The sequence below is a fragment of the Roseateles sp. P1_C6 genome, from assembly GCF_056406315.1.
The window spans coordinates 100895-117345 of record NZ_JBFUAK010000005.1; the positions used below are offsets into that span (position 1 = coordinate 100895).

11 protein-coding genes are annotated in these 16451 nt (G+C 70.5%); 4 read left to right on the forward strand and 7 right to left on the reverse strand.

Annotated features, from left to right (window positions below; translation table 11 throughout):
• The first annotated feature begins 31 nt into the window (after positions 1 to 31).
• Together AC1D29_RS11880 and AC1D29_RS11885 are read left to right on the forward strand one after the other, a co-directional pair.
• Positions 32 to 610, forward strand: coding sequence for a hypothetical protein (locus AC1D29_RS11880; protein WP_477897467.1), 579 nt, complete (start codon positions 32 to 34; stop codon positions 608 to 610).
• 62 nt (positions 611 to 672) lie between these two features.
• Positions 673 to 1161 (forward strand): 3'-5' exonuclease, encoded by a 489-nt coding sequence (locus AC1D29_RS11885; RefSeq protein ID WP_477897469.1) that lies wholly within the window; start codon positions 673 to 675, stop codon positions 1159 to 1161.
• On the opposite strand, the gene AC1D29_RS11890 is transcribed toward AC1D29_RS11885, so the two are convergent.
• The 6 genes from AC1D29_RS11890 to AC1D29_RS11915 form a co-directional block, all read right to left on the reverse strand.
• A complete protein-coding gene (locus tag AC1D29_RS11890) occupies positions 1158 to 3800 on the reverse strand; it encodes a diguanylate cyclase domain-containing protein (RefSeq protein WP_477897471.1) in 2643 nt (880 codons plus the stop codon). The genes AC1D29_RS11885 and AC1D29_RS11890 overlap by 4 nt on opposite strands.
• A 62-nt stretch (positions 3801 to 3862) precedes the next feature.
• Positions 3863 to 5371, reverse strand: coding sequence for a malonate--CoA ligase (locus tag AC1D29_RS11895; RefSeq protein WP_477897473.1), 1509 nt, complete (start codon positions 5369 to 5371; stop codon positions 3863 to 3865).
• Positions 5372 to 5374: 3 nt separating this feature from the next.
• Positions 5375 to 6334 carry a Bug family tripartite tricarboxylate transporter substrate binding protein gene (locus tag AC1D29_RS11900; RefSeq protein ID WP_477897475.1) on the reverse strand — a complete coding sequence of 320 codons (960 nt, stop codon included), beginning with the start codon at positions 6332 to 6334 and terminating at the stop codon, positions 5375 to 5377.
• A 55-nt stretch (positions 6335 to 6389) separates the two neighbouring features.
• Positions 6390 to 8381 carry a hybrid sensor histidine kinase/response regulator gene (locus tag AC1D29_RS11905; protein WP_477897477.1) on the reverse strand — a complete coding sequence of 664 codons (1992 nt, stop codon included), beginning with the start codon at positions 8379 to 8381 and terminating at the stop codon, positions 6390 to 6392.
• 51 nt (positions 8382 to 8432) lie between these two features.
• A complete protein-coding gene (locus AC1D29_RS11910) occupies positions 8433 to 8861 on the reverse strand; it encodes a globin family protein (RefSeq protein WP_477897479.1) in 429 nt (142 codons plus the stop codon).
• Positions 8862 to 8871: 10 nt separating this feature from the next.
• Positions 8872 to 9069: a hypothetical protein gene (locus tag AC1D29_RS11915; protein ID WP_477897481.1), complete on the reverse strand. Its 198-nt coding sequence runs from the start codon at positions 9067 to 9069 to the stop codon at positions 8872 to 8874.
• 133 nt (positions 9070 to 9202) lie between these two features.
• Here AC1D29_RS11915 and AC1D29_RS11920 point away from each other — a divergent pair, with 133 nt between their 5' ends.
• On the forward strand, positions 9203 to 9922 hold the full coding sequence (locus AC1D29_RS11920) for a response regulator (protein WP_477897483.1): 720 nt from the start codon (positions 9203 to 9205) through the stop codon (positions 9920 to 9922).
• Between the two features lie 103 nt (positions 9923 to 10025).
• Here AC1D29_RS11920 and AC1D29_RS11925 read toward each other — a convergent pair whose 3' ends face one another.
• Positions 10026 to 10592: a response regulator gene (locus tag AC1D29_RS11925; RefSeq protein WP_477897485.1), complete on the reverse strand. Its 567-nt coding sequence runs from the start codon at positions 10590 to 10592 to the stop codon at positions 10026 to 10028.
• A 163-nt stretch (positions 10593 to 10755) separates the two neighbouring features.
• Here AC1D29_RS11925 and uvrA point away from each other — a divergent pair, with 163 nt between their 5' ends.
• Entirely contained in the window at positions 10756 to 16383 is a 5628-nt protein-coding gene (gene uvrA / locus AC1D29_RS11930) for an excinuclease ABC subunit UvrA (RefSeq protein ID WP_477897487.1), read from the forward strand.
• The last annotated feature ends 68 nt before the right edge of the window (positions 16384 to 16451 follow it).

Genomic DNA, 16451 nt, shown 5'->3' on the forward strand with positions numbered 1-16451 from the left:
AACGCCGCAACGATGACCACGGAGTACAGGCATGGGAAGTGATGCGAGTCTGAGCAACAGGGTCCTGGCGCTGGTGACGCAGCCGCCGGAGCCCGACTGCGTGCCCAGCCCACGCCCGGGCGACGCGGCGGCGCGCGCCATCGACAGCGCCGCCAGCAAGGCCGCCCTGGCCGCGAGCGCGCTGGCCTTGCCCGCGGGGCCGCTGGGCTGGGCGACCATCCTGCCGGAGATGACCGCCGTCTGGCAGATCCAGCGCCAGCTCGTGGCCGACATCGCGGCCATCTACGGCCGCAGCGCCGAGCTGGGGCCCACGCAGATGCTGTGGTGCCTGTTCCGCCACACGGCGGCGCAGGCCCTGCGCGACCTGACGGTGCGCGTCGGCGAGCGCGTCATCGTGCGGCCGGCCGCGCAGGCCCTGCTTCAGCGTGCGGCCGCGGCCGTCGGCATGCACCTGGGCAAGCAGGCCGCCAGCCGGGCGCTCTCGCGCTGGGTACCGCTGGTCGGCGCAGCGGGCGTGGGCGCCTATGCCTGGTGGGACACGCGCCAGGTCGGACGCGCGGCGCTGCAGCTGTTCGAGCGTGAGCAGGTGATCGAGAACGAGCCGGGCTGACGGCTCGGCGACAACCCTGTGTAACTTCTGCGTCCGGCCTGACAAACTCGGCCCCAATGCAGATGCCCGCCATCCTCGACATCGAAGCCTCCGGGTTCGGCCGCGGCAGCTACCCCATCGAGGTCGGCTTCGTGGGCACTGACGGCGCGCTGTTCTGCGGCCTGATCCGACCCGAGCCCGACTGGCAGCACTGGGACGAGCGCGCCGAGGCCTTGCACGGCATCAGCCGCGCGCTGCTGAGCCGCCACGGCCGGCCGGCGCTGTGGATGGCCGAGCAGATCAATGCCCGGCTGCGCGGCCAGACGGTCTATTGCGACGGCTGGGGCCAGGACTATCCCTGGCTGGCCCGCCTGTACGACGCCGCCGGCCTGCAGCCCAGCTTCCGGCTGGACGACCTGCGCCGGCTGCTCAACGAGCAGGAGGCGCAGCGCTGGCGCGGCGTGACCGAGTCCGTGCGCCAGCGCCAGCGGCTGAACCGCCACCGCGCCAGCAGCGACGCGCGCGTGCTGCAGCTGGCGCTGGACGAGATCAAGAACGGCGTTGCGGCCTAGGCGGTGAGTTCGCCGCCACGGTAGCGCCCGCGCCCGGCGCGCTTGGCTTCGTACAGGCTGGCGTCGGCGCTGGCCAGCAACGCCTCCAGGCCCGCGCCACCCGCCATCGCCACCGCGTAGCCGATGCTGACGCCGATCTCCAGCTCCAGCTCGCCGATGTGATAAGGCGTGCTGAGCGCATGCACCAGCTTGGCCGACACGGTGGCGGCGTCGGCAGCCTCGTGCAGCTGCGGCAGCAGCACGGCGAATTCGTCGCCGCCCAGCCGCGCGACCAGGTCGCCCGGGCGCAGTGCATGGCGCAGGCGCAGCGCGACAGCCTTCAGCAGCGCATCGCCGGTCGGGTGGCCGTGCTGGTCGTTGACGGGCTTGAACTTGTCGAGGTCGAGGTACAGCAGTGCCAGGCGCTGCGTGGCCGGCGCGGCCAGCAGGCGACGCGCGCCGTCCTCGAAGCCGGCACGGTTCAGCAGCTGGGTCAGCGCGTCGGTCTGCGACGCCAGCCGCAGGCGCGCCTCTTCGCGACGCGCCTCGGTCACGTCCAGCTCGATGCCAATGACACCTTCGATCTGGCCGCTCTGCACGCGCAGCGGCGCGTACTGCACGTCGAAGCTGCGCGCGTCGCGCCCGGGGCCTTCGGTCACGCCAAGGTGGCAGGTCTCGCCGGCCAACGCCGCAGCGATCAACGGCGCGCGCAACTCGTACTCGGTGGTGCCGAACAGCTCGACCAGCGGCCGGCCGACCCAGTCCTGCAGCTTGATGCCGCGCGGCTGCTCGAAGGCGGCGTTGAAGAAGATGACGCGCGCCTCGTTGTCGCCGACGATGAACTGCGCCCGAGCCGTGTGCGCGACGGCCAGCAGCATGGCCTCGCTGCGTGCGCGCTCGCGCTGCGCGCGCGCCTGCTCGGACACGTCGTGCAGGATGACCGAGACGGTTTCCGTGCGGCCGCGCAGGTCGCGGTGGGCCAGCACGGTGAGGTCCATGGGCACGCTGTCGCCGCCGAGCTGCACCTGCGTGCGGCCGCGCCAGTGGCCGTCGCGCAGCGCGGCCGGCAGCACGAGCTTCTGGTAGGCGTCGATCTGCTGCTCCGAGAAGAACCGCTCCACGCGCGCGCTGCCCAGGCCGGCATCGGGCGCCAGGCCGAAGCGCGCGCGCGCGGCGGGGTTCATGTAGATGACGTCGCCGTTGGCGCGCGCCTGGCAGACGATGTCGGGCGTCATGTCGAAGATGGCGGCCAGCGTCTGGCGCGCCTTCTCCTGCTCGCCGCGTTCGGTCACGTCCTCGACGGTGCCGGCCTGGCCGGCCACCTGGCCGTCGAAGTACAGCGGCGCCGTGCGCACGGCGATCCAGCGCACGCGGCCGTCGTCGGCGCGCCGCATCTTGCGCACCATGTCGACGGGCTCGCCGGTCGCGACGTGGTGCTTCCAGCGCTGGATCAGCATGTCGCGGTGCTCGGGCTGCACCAGCGTGGTCCAGCCCCAGGCCAGGTCCTCGCGCCGGATGCCGTGCACGCGCAGATAGCTGTCGTTCGCGTAGACCATGCGGCCGGTCTCGTCGCAGCGGAACAGGCCCAGCGGGATGGCATTGCTGGTGGCCTGCAGCGCGGCCTCGCGCAGCCGTGCAGCGCGCTGCAGCTGGCTGAGCCAGCGCGCCAGCACGAGCAGGCCCAGCGTCGCCACCGCCGCCACGACGAGGATGAAGGCGCGCTGGCGACGGTGGGCGGCGAGGGCCGCATCCTCGGTGTCGGACAGCAGGATCTTGAGGTTGAAATCGGCCAGCGTGACGAAGGCCCCCATGCGCCGGCGGCCATCGCTGGCCGCGCCGGTGCTGGCGAAGAAGCCCTCGTTGTCGTTCAGGTCCTTGCGACGTGACGGGAACTCGTCAAACATGTTGCGGCCGACGAAGCCGGGCACCTCGGGCTGGCGCGACAGCGTGACGCCGTCGGTGCGCACCAGCACCAGCGAGGCCAGCGGCCCCGGCGTGAACAGGCTGTGCACGTCGCGCAGCCGCTGCAGGTCGACGACAGCCAGCACCATGTCGTGGTCGTCCAGCGGGCGCGACAGGCGCATCAACAGCGGCAGGCGGGCATGGCCGTCGTCCAGCCGGCCGCCGAGCTTGAGCGGCAGTCCCAGCACAACACCCTCGGGCACCAGTCCCGACACCTGGGCGAAGGCGGCGCTGCCCTCGATGCTGGCGCTGTCGCCCTCGGCACCCGCCTGCAACCGCCGCAGCTTGCCGGTACGGGCCACCAGCATCACGTCCACCAGCTGGCGCGAGTTGCCGCGCACGACCTCGGCGAGCTGGATCAACGCCGGGTCGGCCAGCGGAGCATCGTCGCCGCGATGGGCCAGCAGCCACAGGTCGACGACACGCAGCGCCGACTCGGCCTGGCGCAGCACCGGCTCGGTCTGCATGCCGATGGTGCGCACGGCCCCGGCCAGCCCCTGACGCTGATCGGCCAGCAGCTCGCGCGGACGCTCGACGACATACCAGGCCACCAAGGCCCACAGCGTCAGGATGACCAGGCCGAAGGCCAGCGCCGGCGCCAGCAGCAGCGCGCGCTCACGGCGCTGCCGCTGACGCGCGAGCTGCTGCTGGGCAGCCTCGGGCGCCGGTGGCGGGGTGGAGGGGGCGGGTGCGCTCATCGGCTACGGGCGCAGAGGCCCGGACCATTGTGACGCGCGGCCCCGCCGCGGGCGAGCGGAGATCAGGCGCCCGGCGCGAACAGCGCCGCGTGCTGCTCGCGCAGCAGCTTTTTCTGCACCTTGCCCATCGCGTTGCGCGGCAGCTCGGGCACGACGATGACGCGCTTGGGCACCTTGAAGCCGGCGATGCGCGCTTTCAAGGCCGCGATCAGCGCGTCGGCATCGACCTGACCATGCGGCGTGACGACGGCCACGACGGCCTCGCCGAAGTCCGGGTGCGGCACGCCGATGACGGCCGATTCACCGACGCCGGGCAGCTCGTTCAGGAAGCCCTCGACCTCGGCCGGGTAGACGTTGAAGCCGCCGCTGATGATGAGGTCCTTGCTGCGGCCGATCAGCGTCAGGTAGCCGCGCGCATCCACGCGGCCGACGTCGCCGGTCCGGAACCAGCCGTCCGGCGTGAATTCCTCGGCCGTCTTCTCCGGCATCTGCCAGTAGCCGTTGAAGACATTGGGACCGCGCACCTGCACATGGCCGATCTCGTCGGCGGCGCAAGCCTGGCCGTCGTCGCGCACGATGCGCAGGCCCACGCCCGGCAGCGGTTTGCCGACAGTGCCACCGACGCGCTCGCCGTCCTCGGGCCGGCAGGGGTTGGAGGTCAGCATCAGCGTCTCGCTCATGCCGTAGCGCTCCAGGATCAGGTGGCCGGTGCAGGCCTGCCAGTCGCGCCAGGTCTCGATCAACAGCGGCGCCGAACCGCTGATGAACAGCCGCATGTGGCGCGTGTCCAGCGTGCGCTCCTGCAGCAGCCGCACGTAGAGCGTGGGCACACCCATGAAGACGGTGGCTTGGGGCAGGCGGCGCGCGACCGAGCCGGCGTCGAACCTGTTGAACCACAGCATCTTGCTGCCGTTCAGCAGCGCACCGTGCGACGCGACGAACAGGCCGTGCACGTGGAAGATGGGCAGCGCGTGCAGCAGCACGTCATCGGGCCGCCAATCCCAGTAGGTCTTCAGCGTCTTCGCGTTGGAGAGCAGGTTGCCGTGGCTGAGCATGGCGCCCTTGCTGCGCCCGGTCGTGCCGCTGGTGTACAGGATGGCGGCCAGGTCGTCGGCGCCGCGAGACGCCGGCTCGTGCTGGTCGCTCATCTGCACGGCGCGGTCCAGCAGCGTGCCGGTGCGGTCGTCGTTGAGCGTGAACACCCAGCGCACGCCGCGCTGGAAGGCCAGCTTGCTGACCCAGCCGAAGTTCTTGCCGGCACAGACGACCACGCCGGGCGACGCGTCGGTGATGAAGTGCTCCAGCTCGCTGGCCTGGTAGGCCGGGTTCAGCGGCAGGTACACCAGGCCGGCACGCAGCACGGCCAGGTACAGGATCAGGCCCTCGACGCTCTTGTCCGCGTGCACCGCGACGCGGCTGCCTGGGGCCAGGTCCAGCCGGCCCAGCCAGTTGGCCAGCATGGCGCTGCCGCGCTCCAGGTCGCGCCACGAATAGAGCGCGCCTTCGGCGTCGATGGCAGTGGTGTCGAGGTCGGCCGGGAAGCCGGCGCGCAGCGCGCTGAACAGGTTCATCGCTCAGTCCAGCTTGGCGCCGGAACGCTTGACCACCTCGGCCCAGCGCTTGGCCTCCGCGCTGACGAACTGGCCGAACGCGTCGCCGTACAGGTTGGGCGTCTCGGCGCCCAGGCCGTGCCAGATGTTGCGGATCTCCTCCGCCGCAAAGGCCTTGCGCAATTCGGCCTGCATGGCCGACACCGCTTCCTTGGACGTGCCCTTGGGCGCCCACAGGCCGTACCAGGTCGACACCTCGTAGCCCGGCACGCCGGCCTCGGCGGCCGTGGGCACGTCGGGGAAGCCCACGGCACGCTGCTTGCCCGCGACGGCCAGCGCCTTGATGCGCCCGCCCTTGATGTGGCTGGCCGACGAGCCCAGGCCGTCGAACATCAGGTCCACCTGGCCCGCGATCAGGTCCTGCAGCGCGGGGCCCGCACCGCGGTAGGGGATGTGAGTGATGAAGGTCTTGGTCTGCAGCTTGAACAGCTCGCCGGCCAGGTGGTGCGACGTGCCGTTGCCGGCCGACGCGTAGTTCAGCTTGCCGGGCTTGGCGCGCACCGTCGCGAGCAACCCCTTCAGGTCGGTGACGGGCACCTGCCCCGGATGCACGACGATGACCTGCGGCACGCTGGCCAGCAGGCCCACGGGCACGAAATCCTCTTCCAGCCGGTAGTCCAGCTTGGGGTACATGGACGGCGCGATGGTGTGGTGCACGGCCCCCATGAAGAAGTTGCTGCCGTCCGGCGCCAGCTTGGCCGCCACGCCGGCGCCCACCGTGCCACCGGCACCGCCCTTGTTGTCGATCAGCACCTGGCGGCCCATCTGCTTGGTCAGCATCGCGGCCAGCGGCCGCGCGAAGGCGTCGGTGCCGCCGCCGGCAGGAAAGGGCACGATCCAGGTCAGGGGCTTGGTGCCTTGCGCCTGCGCCGCCCAGGGGCTCAACAGCGCGGGAATCACAGGCAGCAGCGTGCGTCGCTTCATCGGCTTGTCTCCGTTGGTCTTGTGCGGGGCGATTATGGTCGCCGCGCGGTGGCGTTCAAGCCTCTAACAGCGCCGTCACGCGGGCCAGCAGCTCCTGCTTGGAGAAGGGCTTGTTCAGGCTGTCGCAGCGTGCCTCGTTGAGGAACTGGCGGGCCGTCGGCGACAAGGTGTCGCCAGTCACGAACAGCATGCGCCGCGCGAGCGCCGGGTGGCTGCGCTTGACCTCGCGCCACAGGCCGGCGCCGTCCAGCTCGGGCATGTGCAGGTCGCTGACGATGGCGTCGAAGCGGGCCTCGGCCAGCATGGCCAGCGCCACGGCACCGGACTCGGCCGTCATCACCTCGTAGCCCGCGCCGCCCAGCATTTCGCCGATCAGCTCGGCAATCTCGGGCTCGTCGTCCACCACCAGCAGCCGGGCGCTGCGCTCGTCGGTGTCGGCCAGCGGCACCGGCTCGGTCTCGCTGGCCTCGGGCTCGCCGCTGACGGGCAGCTGCAGGCAGAAGCAGGCGCCGCCCTCCTCGTCCTGCAGCGTCAGCTCGCCGCCGTGGTCGCGCGCAATGGAGCGCGACACGGCCAGGCCCAGGCCGGTGCCGACGCCCTCGCTCTTGGTCGTGAAGAAGGGCTCGAAGATGCGCTCGCGCAATTCGTGCGTGATGCCGGGGCCGTTGTCGCGCACGCGCAGCCACACGCGCGGCACGCGGCGGCGGTCGCCCTCGGTCATGGGCGCCAGACCCGTGGACACGGTCAGGCGGCGGCCGTGGTCGCGCGCGCCCAGCGCCTGCTGCGCATTGACGATGAGGTTGAGCACGATCTGGCCGATCTGGTCGGCGTCGGCCTTCACCGGCGGCAGGCCCGGCAGCAGGTCCAGCATGACGGCGATGCCGTGGCTGCGCAGCACATAGGCCAGCATGTCGATGGCCGCGGTGGCCAGGTCGTTCAGCGCCACCTCGCTGCGGTTGGCCGGGCGGCTGCGCGCCATGTTCAGGAAGGTGCGCACGATGCGGCCGCAGCGCTCGGCCGCCTCGTGGATGCGCTGCGCATCGGCAGCCAGCGGGTTGCCGCCCATCTTCTCGGCCAGCAGCGCCGCGCGGCCCATGACGATGGACAGCGGGTTGTTCAGCTCATGCGCCACGCCGGCCAGCAGGCTGCCCATGGCCGTCAGCTTCTCGCTCTGGCGCAGCGCCTCGCGCTGGCGCTCGATCTCGCTCTGCGCGGCCTCGCGCTCGGACAGGTCAAACAGCGACGCCGTGTAATAGGTCTGGCTGCCGACGGCCGTGCGCCACAGCACCATCTCGACGGGGAACTCGCTGCCGTCGGCACGCAGCGCCGGCATCTCGACGCGCCGACCCATGACACGCTGTTCGCCGCCGGCCGTCACGCGGGCCATGCCGGCGTCGTGCGCCTGGCGCAGCCGCGGCGGGATCATCACGTCGGCCACCGAGCGGCCCAGCGCCTGTTCGCGCGCGATGCCGAACATGGCCGCCGCGGCCGGGTTGAACTCGGCGATGTGCCCGGTCTCGTCGGTGGACACCAGCGCCGCCATCGCGTTGTCGAAGATGGACGACTTCAAGGCCTCGCTGGCCTCCAGCTCGGCGACCTTGGCCGACAGCTCGGCGTCGCGGCGCTTCAACTCGGTCAGGTCCAGGCTCATGACGACGGTGGCCTGCGGCACGCCGTTGACGACGTTCACCGGCACCAGGTGCTCGCGCATGTAGCGCCGCCCCATGCCGGCCAGTTCGGTCCAGCCCTCCCAGGCGACGGTCTGGCCATTCGCCAGGCGCGAGCGCACGGCGTTGTAGCTGGCGTAGGCCGACTCGCCAATGATGCGGCCGATGGGCTGGGTCAGCACCTGCTTGGGATGCAGGCGCGTGAAACGGAAGAACTCCTGGTTGGCCCACACCAGTCGCTCGTTCACGTCGATGACAACCACGCGCGCCGGCACGGCTTCCAACAGCTGCGACAGCAGCGGCAGCGTGGCCTGCAGCACATCGCCCAGTTCGCCCACGCCGGCGTCGGGCGTGGGATGGAAATGAATGTCTTCGGTCATCTCGGCCCTGTCCGTCCAGCACTCCTGGATCGCGGCGGATGATAAGGACGCTCAGGCGGCCAGCGTGGCCGGGTGGGCGGCGCCTTCCTGCATGGTCTGTGCGACATGGCCGTACATCGTCGTCCAGGCCTCGCGCACCTCGGCCGTGAAGCCGTCGCCCAGGCCGACGGCCAACGTGTCCAGCAGTGCCGCGCCGACGCAGGCGTAGTGCGCATCGACGACACCGTAGACGGTGTGGCGCTGGCCCAGGCGCAGCAGCACGGGCCGCAGCGTGGCGGGCCGGTCCAGCAGGTCGATGGCGGCGGCGAGCATCTGAATCAGGCGCGCGCCCTGCTCACTCATGTCGCCGCCGCGGAACAGCGCGCGCAGCGCCGGGTCACGGGCGAACAGCTGGGCATAGAAGGCCTCGGCCACCGAGGCGGCCAGCGGCTTGAGCGGCTCGAAACTGCTGCGGATGAGGTGGATCTGGTGCGGGGTCATGGTGGGCCTCTCAATGGATCAGGTAGGCGTCGGCGACGGGGGCGAACAGGCACAGGAACGGCAGCGCCGCGAGGAGTCGCTCGAGCACAGGCCAGCGGCTGGTCGCGGGCGCTGTGTTTTCGAGGTCTTCAGCGAAGGCCTCGCTGCGGTAGGTGACGGCCATGGTTTCCGGCCAGTCCGTGTGGGGGTTGTCGCTGCGGTAGTTCATGGCGGTCTTTCGGTTGGGGTGTCGCCACTGTCGGCAGCGCGCGTTTCAGCACGGCTTCAGGCCCGGCGGGCTTGTGTTGCGTTTGTTTCAGCCCCACGCCGTGCCGGGGCGCGCCTGCCTATCATTCGGCGCCATGCCTGACATCACACCCACCGTGCTGCTCGTCGACGACGAGCCCGAACTGCGCGCGCTGCTGGCCGAGTACTTCGGCCGCAACGGCTTCACGGTCATGCAGGCCGAGGACGCCGCCGCTGCTCGCGCGCAAGTGGCCCAGCGCGTGCCGGACGTGGCCGTGCTGGACATCAACATGCCGGGCGAGTCGGGCCTGTCGCTGGCCCGTTCGCTGCGCGAGACGCACCCGCGCCTGGCCGTGCTGATGCTGACGACGGCCGGCGAGGCCATCGACCGCATCGTCGGCCTGGAGATGGGCGCGGACGACTACGTCGCCAAGCCCTTCGAGCTGCGCGAGCTGCTGGCGCGCGTACGCGCCGTGCTGCGTCGCCTGCAGGTCCCCACCGCGCCGGCCGCGGCCGCAGCAGATCCCGAACGCGTGGTCTTTGGTGCCTGCCAGCTGGACCTGGCCCAGCGCAAGCTCTACGGCACGGACGGCGCCGAGATCGACATCACGGCCGCGGAGTTCGACCTGCTGGCCTTGTTCGCCCGCCACCCCAACCGCCCGCTGAACCGCGACCAGATCATGGAGCAGGCGCACAACCGCGGCTGGGACGTGTTCGACCGCAGCATCGACCTGCGCGTCATGCGCCTGCGCCGCAAGGTGGAACGCAACCCGGACAAGCCGGAGGTCATCAAGACGGTGAGGAACGTCGGCTACGTGTACGTGCCGGCCGGCTGACAACAGCGTCGCGGCGGTGGTGAATGCTGCGGCACTGCCGCAGCGCGGTCTGCAAGACCGACTGGGCACGCCCGCGTTCAGCGCGGCGAGCCCAGGCAAGGGGCTAGTTAGCCTGGGGCAGCTTCAGCCACCGCTGCAGCCGCGTGCGCAGCGCGACGAAGTCCAGCGGCTTGGTCAAGTGCTCGTCCATGCCGGCATCCATGCTGGCGGCCACGTCGGCGTCCAGCGCATGGGCGGTCAGCGCCAGGATGGGGAAGTTGGGCAGCTTGCCCTCGCGCTGCTGGGCACGGATGCGGCGGGCGCATTCCAGGCCGTCCATGCCGGGCATCTGGATGTCCATCAGCACGAGGTCAGGCGCCGCCTCGGCACAGGCGGCCAGCGCTTCCAGCCCGTTCTTGGCCAGGCGCGCCTGCACGCCCATCAGCGACAGGAACTCCAGCGCGACGACCTGGTTGATGTGGTTGTCTTCGACCAGCAGCACCTGGGGTTGGCGCTGACCCGCCGCCGGGCCATCGGACTCGCTTCGAGACGGATCACCCCCTGCACCACCGCCTGAGGCGGCGCTCAGCCAGATCGGGTGCATCAGCACTTCAGCAGGCAGCCTTGAGTTGTCCATCCCCATGTCCTCGATGACGTTGTTGTTATGCGCCCGGCAAGAGGCGTGACCCATTGTTGCCTCAGCAAGCGTCCGCGCGCAATGGCAAGCCCCACGTTTGCGGTCAGCCTTGGCCGCTCACGCGGCGTGAATCGACCGTTGGTCGGCAAGGTGTGCTGACAGTTTTTGTCCATGCGTCTCCCTACACTGCTCGCCTTTGTCGTTTTGGCCCCCATCAATGTCTGACGGTCTGATCCGCATCCGAGGCGCTCGGCAGCACAACCTCAAGAACCTCGACCTGGATCTGCGCACCGCCGAGCTGACCGTGGTGACCGGGCCCAGCGGCTCCGGCAAGTCCAGCCTGGTGTTCGACACGCTGTACGCCGAAGGGCAGCGGCGCTACGTGGAGACATTCTCGGCCTACGCGCGCCAGTTCCTGGACCGCATGGACCGCCCCGCCGTGGACCGGGTGGACGGCGTGCCGCCCGCGATCGCCATAGACCAGACCAATCCGGTGCGCACCAGCCGTTCCACGGTGGGCACCATGACGGAGCTGAACGACCATCTGAAGCTGCTTTATGCGCGCGCGGCCGAGCTGTTCGACCGCAAGACGGCGCTGCCGGTCAAGCATGACACGGCGCAGAGCATTTATGCGGAACTGATGGCCCGCACGGCGGCGGACGATCCCAGATTGGTGCTGACTTTCCCCATCGAACTGCCGGCCAACACGACGGCGGCGCAAGTCGAGCAATGGCTGTCGGCCAGCGGCTTCACCCGCGTGCAGGGCGAGCGCGACGTCGAAGGCAAAAAAGTGCTGGATGTCGTGGCCGACCGCTTCCGCATCCAGGGCGCCGACAAGCAGCGCGCGATGGAGGCCATCGAGCTCAGTTTGAAGCGCGGCGCGGGCCGGGTGAATGTTCACGTGGGTGACGATGGCGCAACACTTTGGCGTTTTTCGACCGGCCTGCACTGTCCCGACAGCGACATCCGCTACGCCGACCCGCAGCCGGCGCTGTTCTCGTTCAACTCGGCCTTTGGCGCCTGCGAGGCCTGCCGCGGCTTCGGCCGCGTCATCGGCGTGGACCTGGGGCTGGTCATCCCCGACGACCGCAAGACGCTGCGCAACGGCGCCATCAAGCCCATGCAGACGCCGGCCTGGAAGGACTGCCAGGAAGACCTGTTGAAGTACGCCGGCGAGGCCGGCATCCCGCGCGACACGCCGTGGAAGGACTTGAGCCCCGCGCAGCATGAGTGGGTCATCGGCGGCACGCCGAACTGGAACGGCAACTGGAACAAGCAGTGGTACGGGGTCAAACGCTTCTTCGACTACCTGGAGAGCAAGGCCTACAAGATGCACATCCGCGTGCTCTTGTCCAAATACCGCAGCTACACCGAGTGCCCCAGCTGCCGTGGCGCGCGGCTGAAGACCGAAGCGCTGCTGTGGCGCGTGGGCGCCAAGGCGCTGGCCGACACCGCGCTGCCGGCGGCGCAGCGCTTCCTGCCGGTAGGTGTCGACTGGACGCGTGAGCAGCTGAAGGCGCTGCCGGGCCTGTCCCTGCACGACCTGATGCAGCTGCCCATCCAGCGCCTGCGCGACTTCGTCGACGGCCTGCAGCTGCCCAGCTCCATGCTGGACGAGGCGCTGAAGCTGCTGCTGGATGAGATCCGCCACCGCAGCCGCTACCTGTGCGACGTGGGCCTGGGCTACCTGACGCTGGACCGCCAGAGCCGCACGCTCTCCGGCGGCGAGGTGCAGCGCATCAACCTGACGACGGCGTTGGGCACGTCGCTGGTCAACACCTTGTTCGTGCTGGACGAGCCCAGCATCGGCCTGCACCCGCGCGACATGGGCCGCATCGTGCAGGCCATGCAGCGGCTGCGCGACGCGGGCAACACGCTGGTGGTCGTGGAGCACGACCCGGCGGTCATGCTGGCGGCCGACCGCCTGATCGACATGGGCCCCGGCCCGGGCGAGCGCGGCGGCGAGATCGTCTTCGACGGCACGCCCGAGCAGATCCGCGCGGCCGACACGCTGACCGGCGCCTACCTGGGCGCCCGCAAGCATGTGGGCATGGGACTGAAGCGGCTGGTGGACGAGTCCACGCCCAAGCTCATCCTCGAAGGCGTGCGCGAGCACAACCTGCAGAACGTGTCCGTCGAGTTCCCGCTGCAGCGCCTGGTCGTCGTGACCGGTGTGTCCGGCTCGGGCAAGAGCACGCTGATGCAGGACGTGCTCTACCCGGCGCTGGCCCGCCAGTTCGGCAAGGCGACCGAGACACCGGGCGCGCACGACCGCCTGCTGGGCGCGGACTTCCTGGCCGACGCTGTGTTCGTGGACCAGTCGCCCATCGGCAAGACGGCGCGCTCCAACCCGGCCAGCTACGTCGGCGCGTTCGACGAGATCCGCAAGCTGTTTGCCGACGCGCCCATCGCACGGGAGCGCAGCTACACGGCCGGCATGTTCAGCTTCAACGCCGGCGACGGCCGCTGCCCCACCTGCGGCGGCTCGGGCTTCGAACACGTCGAGATGCAGTTTCTCAGCGACGTCTACCTGCGCTGCCCGGACTGCGACGGCAAGCGCTTCCGTGCCGAGATGCTGGACGCCAAGCTCGCACTGAAGGACCGGGACCTGAGCGTCGCCGACGTGCTGGACCTGACCGTGGCCGAGGCGGTCCACCTGTTCAGCGACCACCGCGCGGTGGTGGCCAAGCTGCAGCCCATCGTCGACGTGGGGCTGGAGTACGTGAAGCTGGGCCAGCCGGTGCCGACGCTGTCGGGCGGCGAGGCGCAGCGGCTCAAGCTGGCCGGCTTCCTGGCCGAGGCCGCGGCGAGCCCGCGGTTCGGCGTCGCCAAGAAGGGCACGCTGTTCCTGTTCGACGAGCCGACCACCGGCCTGCACTTCGACGACATCGCCAAGCTGATGCGGGCGATGCGCAAGCTGCTGAGCGCGGGCCACTCGCTGATCCTCATCGAGCACAACCTCGACGTGATCCGCGCGGCCGACTGGCTGGTGGACCTGGGCCCCGAAGGCGGCGAGGCCGGCGGCGAGGTCGTCTGCGTCGGCACGCCGGAAGAGATCACCCGGCACGCCACCTCGCACACCGCCGCGGCGCTGCGCGACTATGCGCTGCACATGGACCGCCCGGCCACGGTCGTGGAGGAAGGCCGCCCGCTGCAGTCGCTGCTGCGCGCGCGGCGCATGACGGAAGAGTCCATCCGCATCGTCAACGCGCGCGAGCACAACCTGAAGGGCGTCAACGTCGACATCCCGCGCGGCAAGTTCAACGTCGTCACCGGCGTGTCGGGCTCCGGCAAATCCACGCTCGCGTTCGACATCCTGTTCAACGAGGGCCAGCGCCGCTACTTGGAATCGCTGAATGCCTACGCGCGCAGCATCGTCCAGCCGGCCGGCCGGCCCGAGGTGGACGCGGTCTGGGGCATTCCGCCGACAGTCGCCATCGAGCAGCGCCTGTCGCGCGGCGGCCGCAAGAGCACGGTCGCGACGACGACCGAGGTCTGGCACTTCCTGCGCCTGCTGTACGTGAAGCTGGGCGTGCAGCACTGCGTGCACGACGGCGCGCCAGTGCGGCCGCAAAGCGTGGAGTCCATCGCCGCGCAGCTGATGCGCGACTACCGCGGCCAGCATGTGGGCCTGCTGGCGCCGCTGGTGGTCAACCGCAAGGGTGTCTACACGGACCTCGCGAAATGGGCCAAGGGCCGCGGCCACACGCACCTGCGCGTGGACGGCGAGTTCCTGCCCACGTCGCCCTGGCCGCGCATCGACCGCTTCAAGGAGCACACGCTGGAGTTGCCGGTCGGTGACCTCGTCATCGCGCCCGAGCGCGAGGCCGAGCTGCGCGAGCTGCTGGCCAAGGCGCTGGACATCGGCAAGGGCGTGCTGCACCTGCTGACGCCGCTGGACGGCCTCAGCGACGCGCTGGCCGACGGCCAGACCGGCGCCGGCATCGGCCAGGTCAAGGTGTTCTCGACCAAGCGCGCCTGCCCGGTCTGCGGCACCAGCTACCCCGAGCTGGACCCGCGGCTGTTCTCGTACAACTCCAAGCATGGCTGGTGCACCAGCTGCGTGGGCACGGGCCTGGCGCTGACGCGCGAGCAGCGCAAGGCACTGGACGACAGCGTGCAGAGCGACGACAACCGCGGCCGCGAGCAGAGCTTCCCGTCCGAGGAGGCCGAGGTCGAAGGCCTGACCGACGCGGCGTGCGCCGAGTGCCACGGCACGCGGCTGAACGCGACGGCGCGCTCGGTGGAGTTCGAGCACAAGGGCATCGGCGAAGTCGCCGCCTGGAGCGTGGGCGATGCGCGCGACTGGGTGCGCGGCCTGCACCTGGAAGGCCGCGACGCCGACATCGCGCGCGACGTCGTCAGCGAGATCCTGGGCCGGCTGGAGTTCCTGGAGGAAGTGGGCCTGGGCTATCTGACGCTGGATCGCGCGGCGCCCACGCTGTCGGGCGGCGAGGCGCAGCGCATCCGCCTGGCCGCGCAGCTGGGCAGCAACCTGCAAGGCGTCTGCTATGTGCTGGACGAACCGACCATCGGCCTGCACCCGCGCGACAACCAGATCCTGCTGAAGGCGCTGGCGACGCTGGGCGACAAGGGCAACACGCTGGTGGTCGTCGAGCACGACGAGGACACCATACGCCGCGCCGACCACATCATCGACATCGGCCCCGGCGCCGGCAAACGCGGCGGCCGCGTGGTGGCCGAGGGCACGGCGGCGCAGCTGGCGCTGCAGCCCGAATCGACGACCGGCCGCATGCTCGCGCACCCGCTGATCCACCCGCTGCAGGCGCGCCGGCCCATAGCGGCCGATGAACCCAAGCTGCGCGTGCTCAACGCGGCGCTGCACAACCTGAAGGCCGTGACGGTGGACGTGCCGCTGCACCGCCTGGTGGCGGTGACGGGCGTGTCCGGCTCCGGCAAGTCCACGCTGGCGCGCGACGTGCTGCTGGCCAACATGGCCGTGGCCGTGCCGCTGCGCAAGGCGCCGGCCAAGTGGACCGGCTGCGACGGCATCGAAGGCCATGCGCAGGTGGACCGCGTGCTGGAGGTCGACCAGACCCCGATCGGCAAGACGCCGCGCTCCTGCCCGGCCACCTACATCGGCTTCTGGGACGCCATCCGCAAGCTGTTCGCCGAGACGCTGGAGTCCAAGGCGCGCGGCTACGCGCCGGCCCGCTTCAGCTTCAACACCGGCCAGGGCCGTTGCCCGGGCTGTGAGGGCCAGGGCATGAAGACCATCGAGATGAGCTTCCTGCCGGACGTGAAGGTGCCCTGCGACCAATGCCACGGCCAGCGCTTCAACCCGGAGACGCTGGGCGTCAGCTGGCGCGGCAAGAGCATCGGCGACGTGCTGGCGATGGAGGTCGACGAGGCGGTCGAATTCTTCGCGGCCATGCCGTCCATCTCGCACCCGCTGCAGTTGCTGAAGGACGTGGGGCTGGGCTATCTGACGCTGGGCCAGCCGTCACCGACCTTGTCGGGCGGCGAGGCGCAGCGCATCAAGCTGGTGTCCGAGCTGGTCAAGGTGCGGGACGACGTGACCCGCCGCGGCCAGAAGGCGCCGCACACGCTCTACGTGCTGGACGAACCGACCGTGGGCCTGCACATGGCGGACGTCGAGAAGCTGATCCGCGTGCTGCACCGGCTGGTGGCGGGCGGGCATTCGGTGGTCGTCATCGAGCACGACCTGGACGTCGTCGCCGAGGCAGACTGGGTGCTGGACCTGGGGCCGGAAGGCGGCGATGCGGGTGGCCGTGTCGTCATCGAAGGCACGCCCGAGGCGGTGGTGGCGTCGGGCAGCCACACGGGGGTGGCCCTCAAGCCGGTTCTTGCGCGGGTCCCCTGACGCCGCAGCTTCGGTTTTGCGGAAGACTGGCTGCGGCCTGAGCCCCTTCTACAGCGCAGGCAACGCGG

Excerpts from the sequence above, each read along its gene's own strand:
- AC1D29_RS11905 (WP_477897477.1), bottom strand. The coding sequence starts at position 8,381 with ATGACCGAAGACATTCATTTCCATCCCACGCCCGACGCCGGCGTGGGC.
- AC1D29_RS11900 (WP_477897475.1), bottom strand. The coding sequence starts at position 6,334 with ATGAAGCGACGCACGCTGCTGCCTGTGATTCCCGCGCTGTTGAGCCCC.
- AC1D29_RS11880 (WP_477897467.1), top strand. The coding sequence starts at position 32 with ATGGGAAGTGATGCGAGTCTGAGCAACAGGGTCCTGGCGCTGGTGACG.
- AC1D29_RS11895 (WP_477897473.1), bottom strand. The coding sequence starts at position 5,371 with ATGAACCTGTTCAGCGCGCTGCGCGCCGGCTTCCCGGCCGACCTCGAC.
- uvrA (WP_477897487.1), top strand. The coding sequence starts at position 10,756 with ATGTCTGACGGTCTGATCCGCATCCGAGGCGCTCGGCAGCACAACCTC.
- AC1D29_RS11890 (WP_477897471.1), bottom strand. The coding sequence starts at position 3,800 with ATGAGCGCACCCGCCCCCTCCACCCCGCCACCGGCGCCCGAGGCTGCC.
- AC1D29_RS11925 (WP_477897485.1), bottom strand. The coding sequence starts at position 10,592 with ATGGGTCACGCCTCTTGCCGGGCGCATAACAACAACGTCATCGAGGAC.
- AC1D29_RS11910 (WP_477897479.1), bottom strand. The coding sequence starts at position 8,861 with ATGACCCCGCACCAGATCCACCTCATCCGCAGCAGTTTCGAGCCGCTC.
- AC1D29_RS11885 (WP_477897469.1), top strand. The coding sequence starts at position 673 with ATGCCCGCCATCCTCGACATCGAAGCCTCCGGGTTCGGCCGCGGCAGC.
- AC1D29_RS11920 (WP_477897483.1), top strand. The coding sequence starts at position 9,203 with ATGCCTGACATCACACCCACCGTGCTGCTCGTCGACGACGAGCCCGAA.
- AC1D29_RS11915 (WP_477897481.1), bottom strand. The coding sequence starts at position 9,069 with ATGAACTACCGCAGCGACAACCCCCACACGGACTGGCCGGAAACCATG.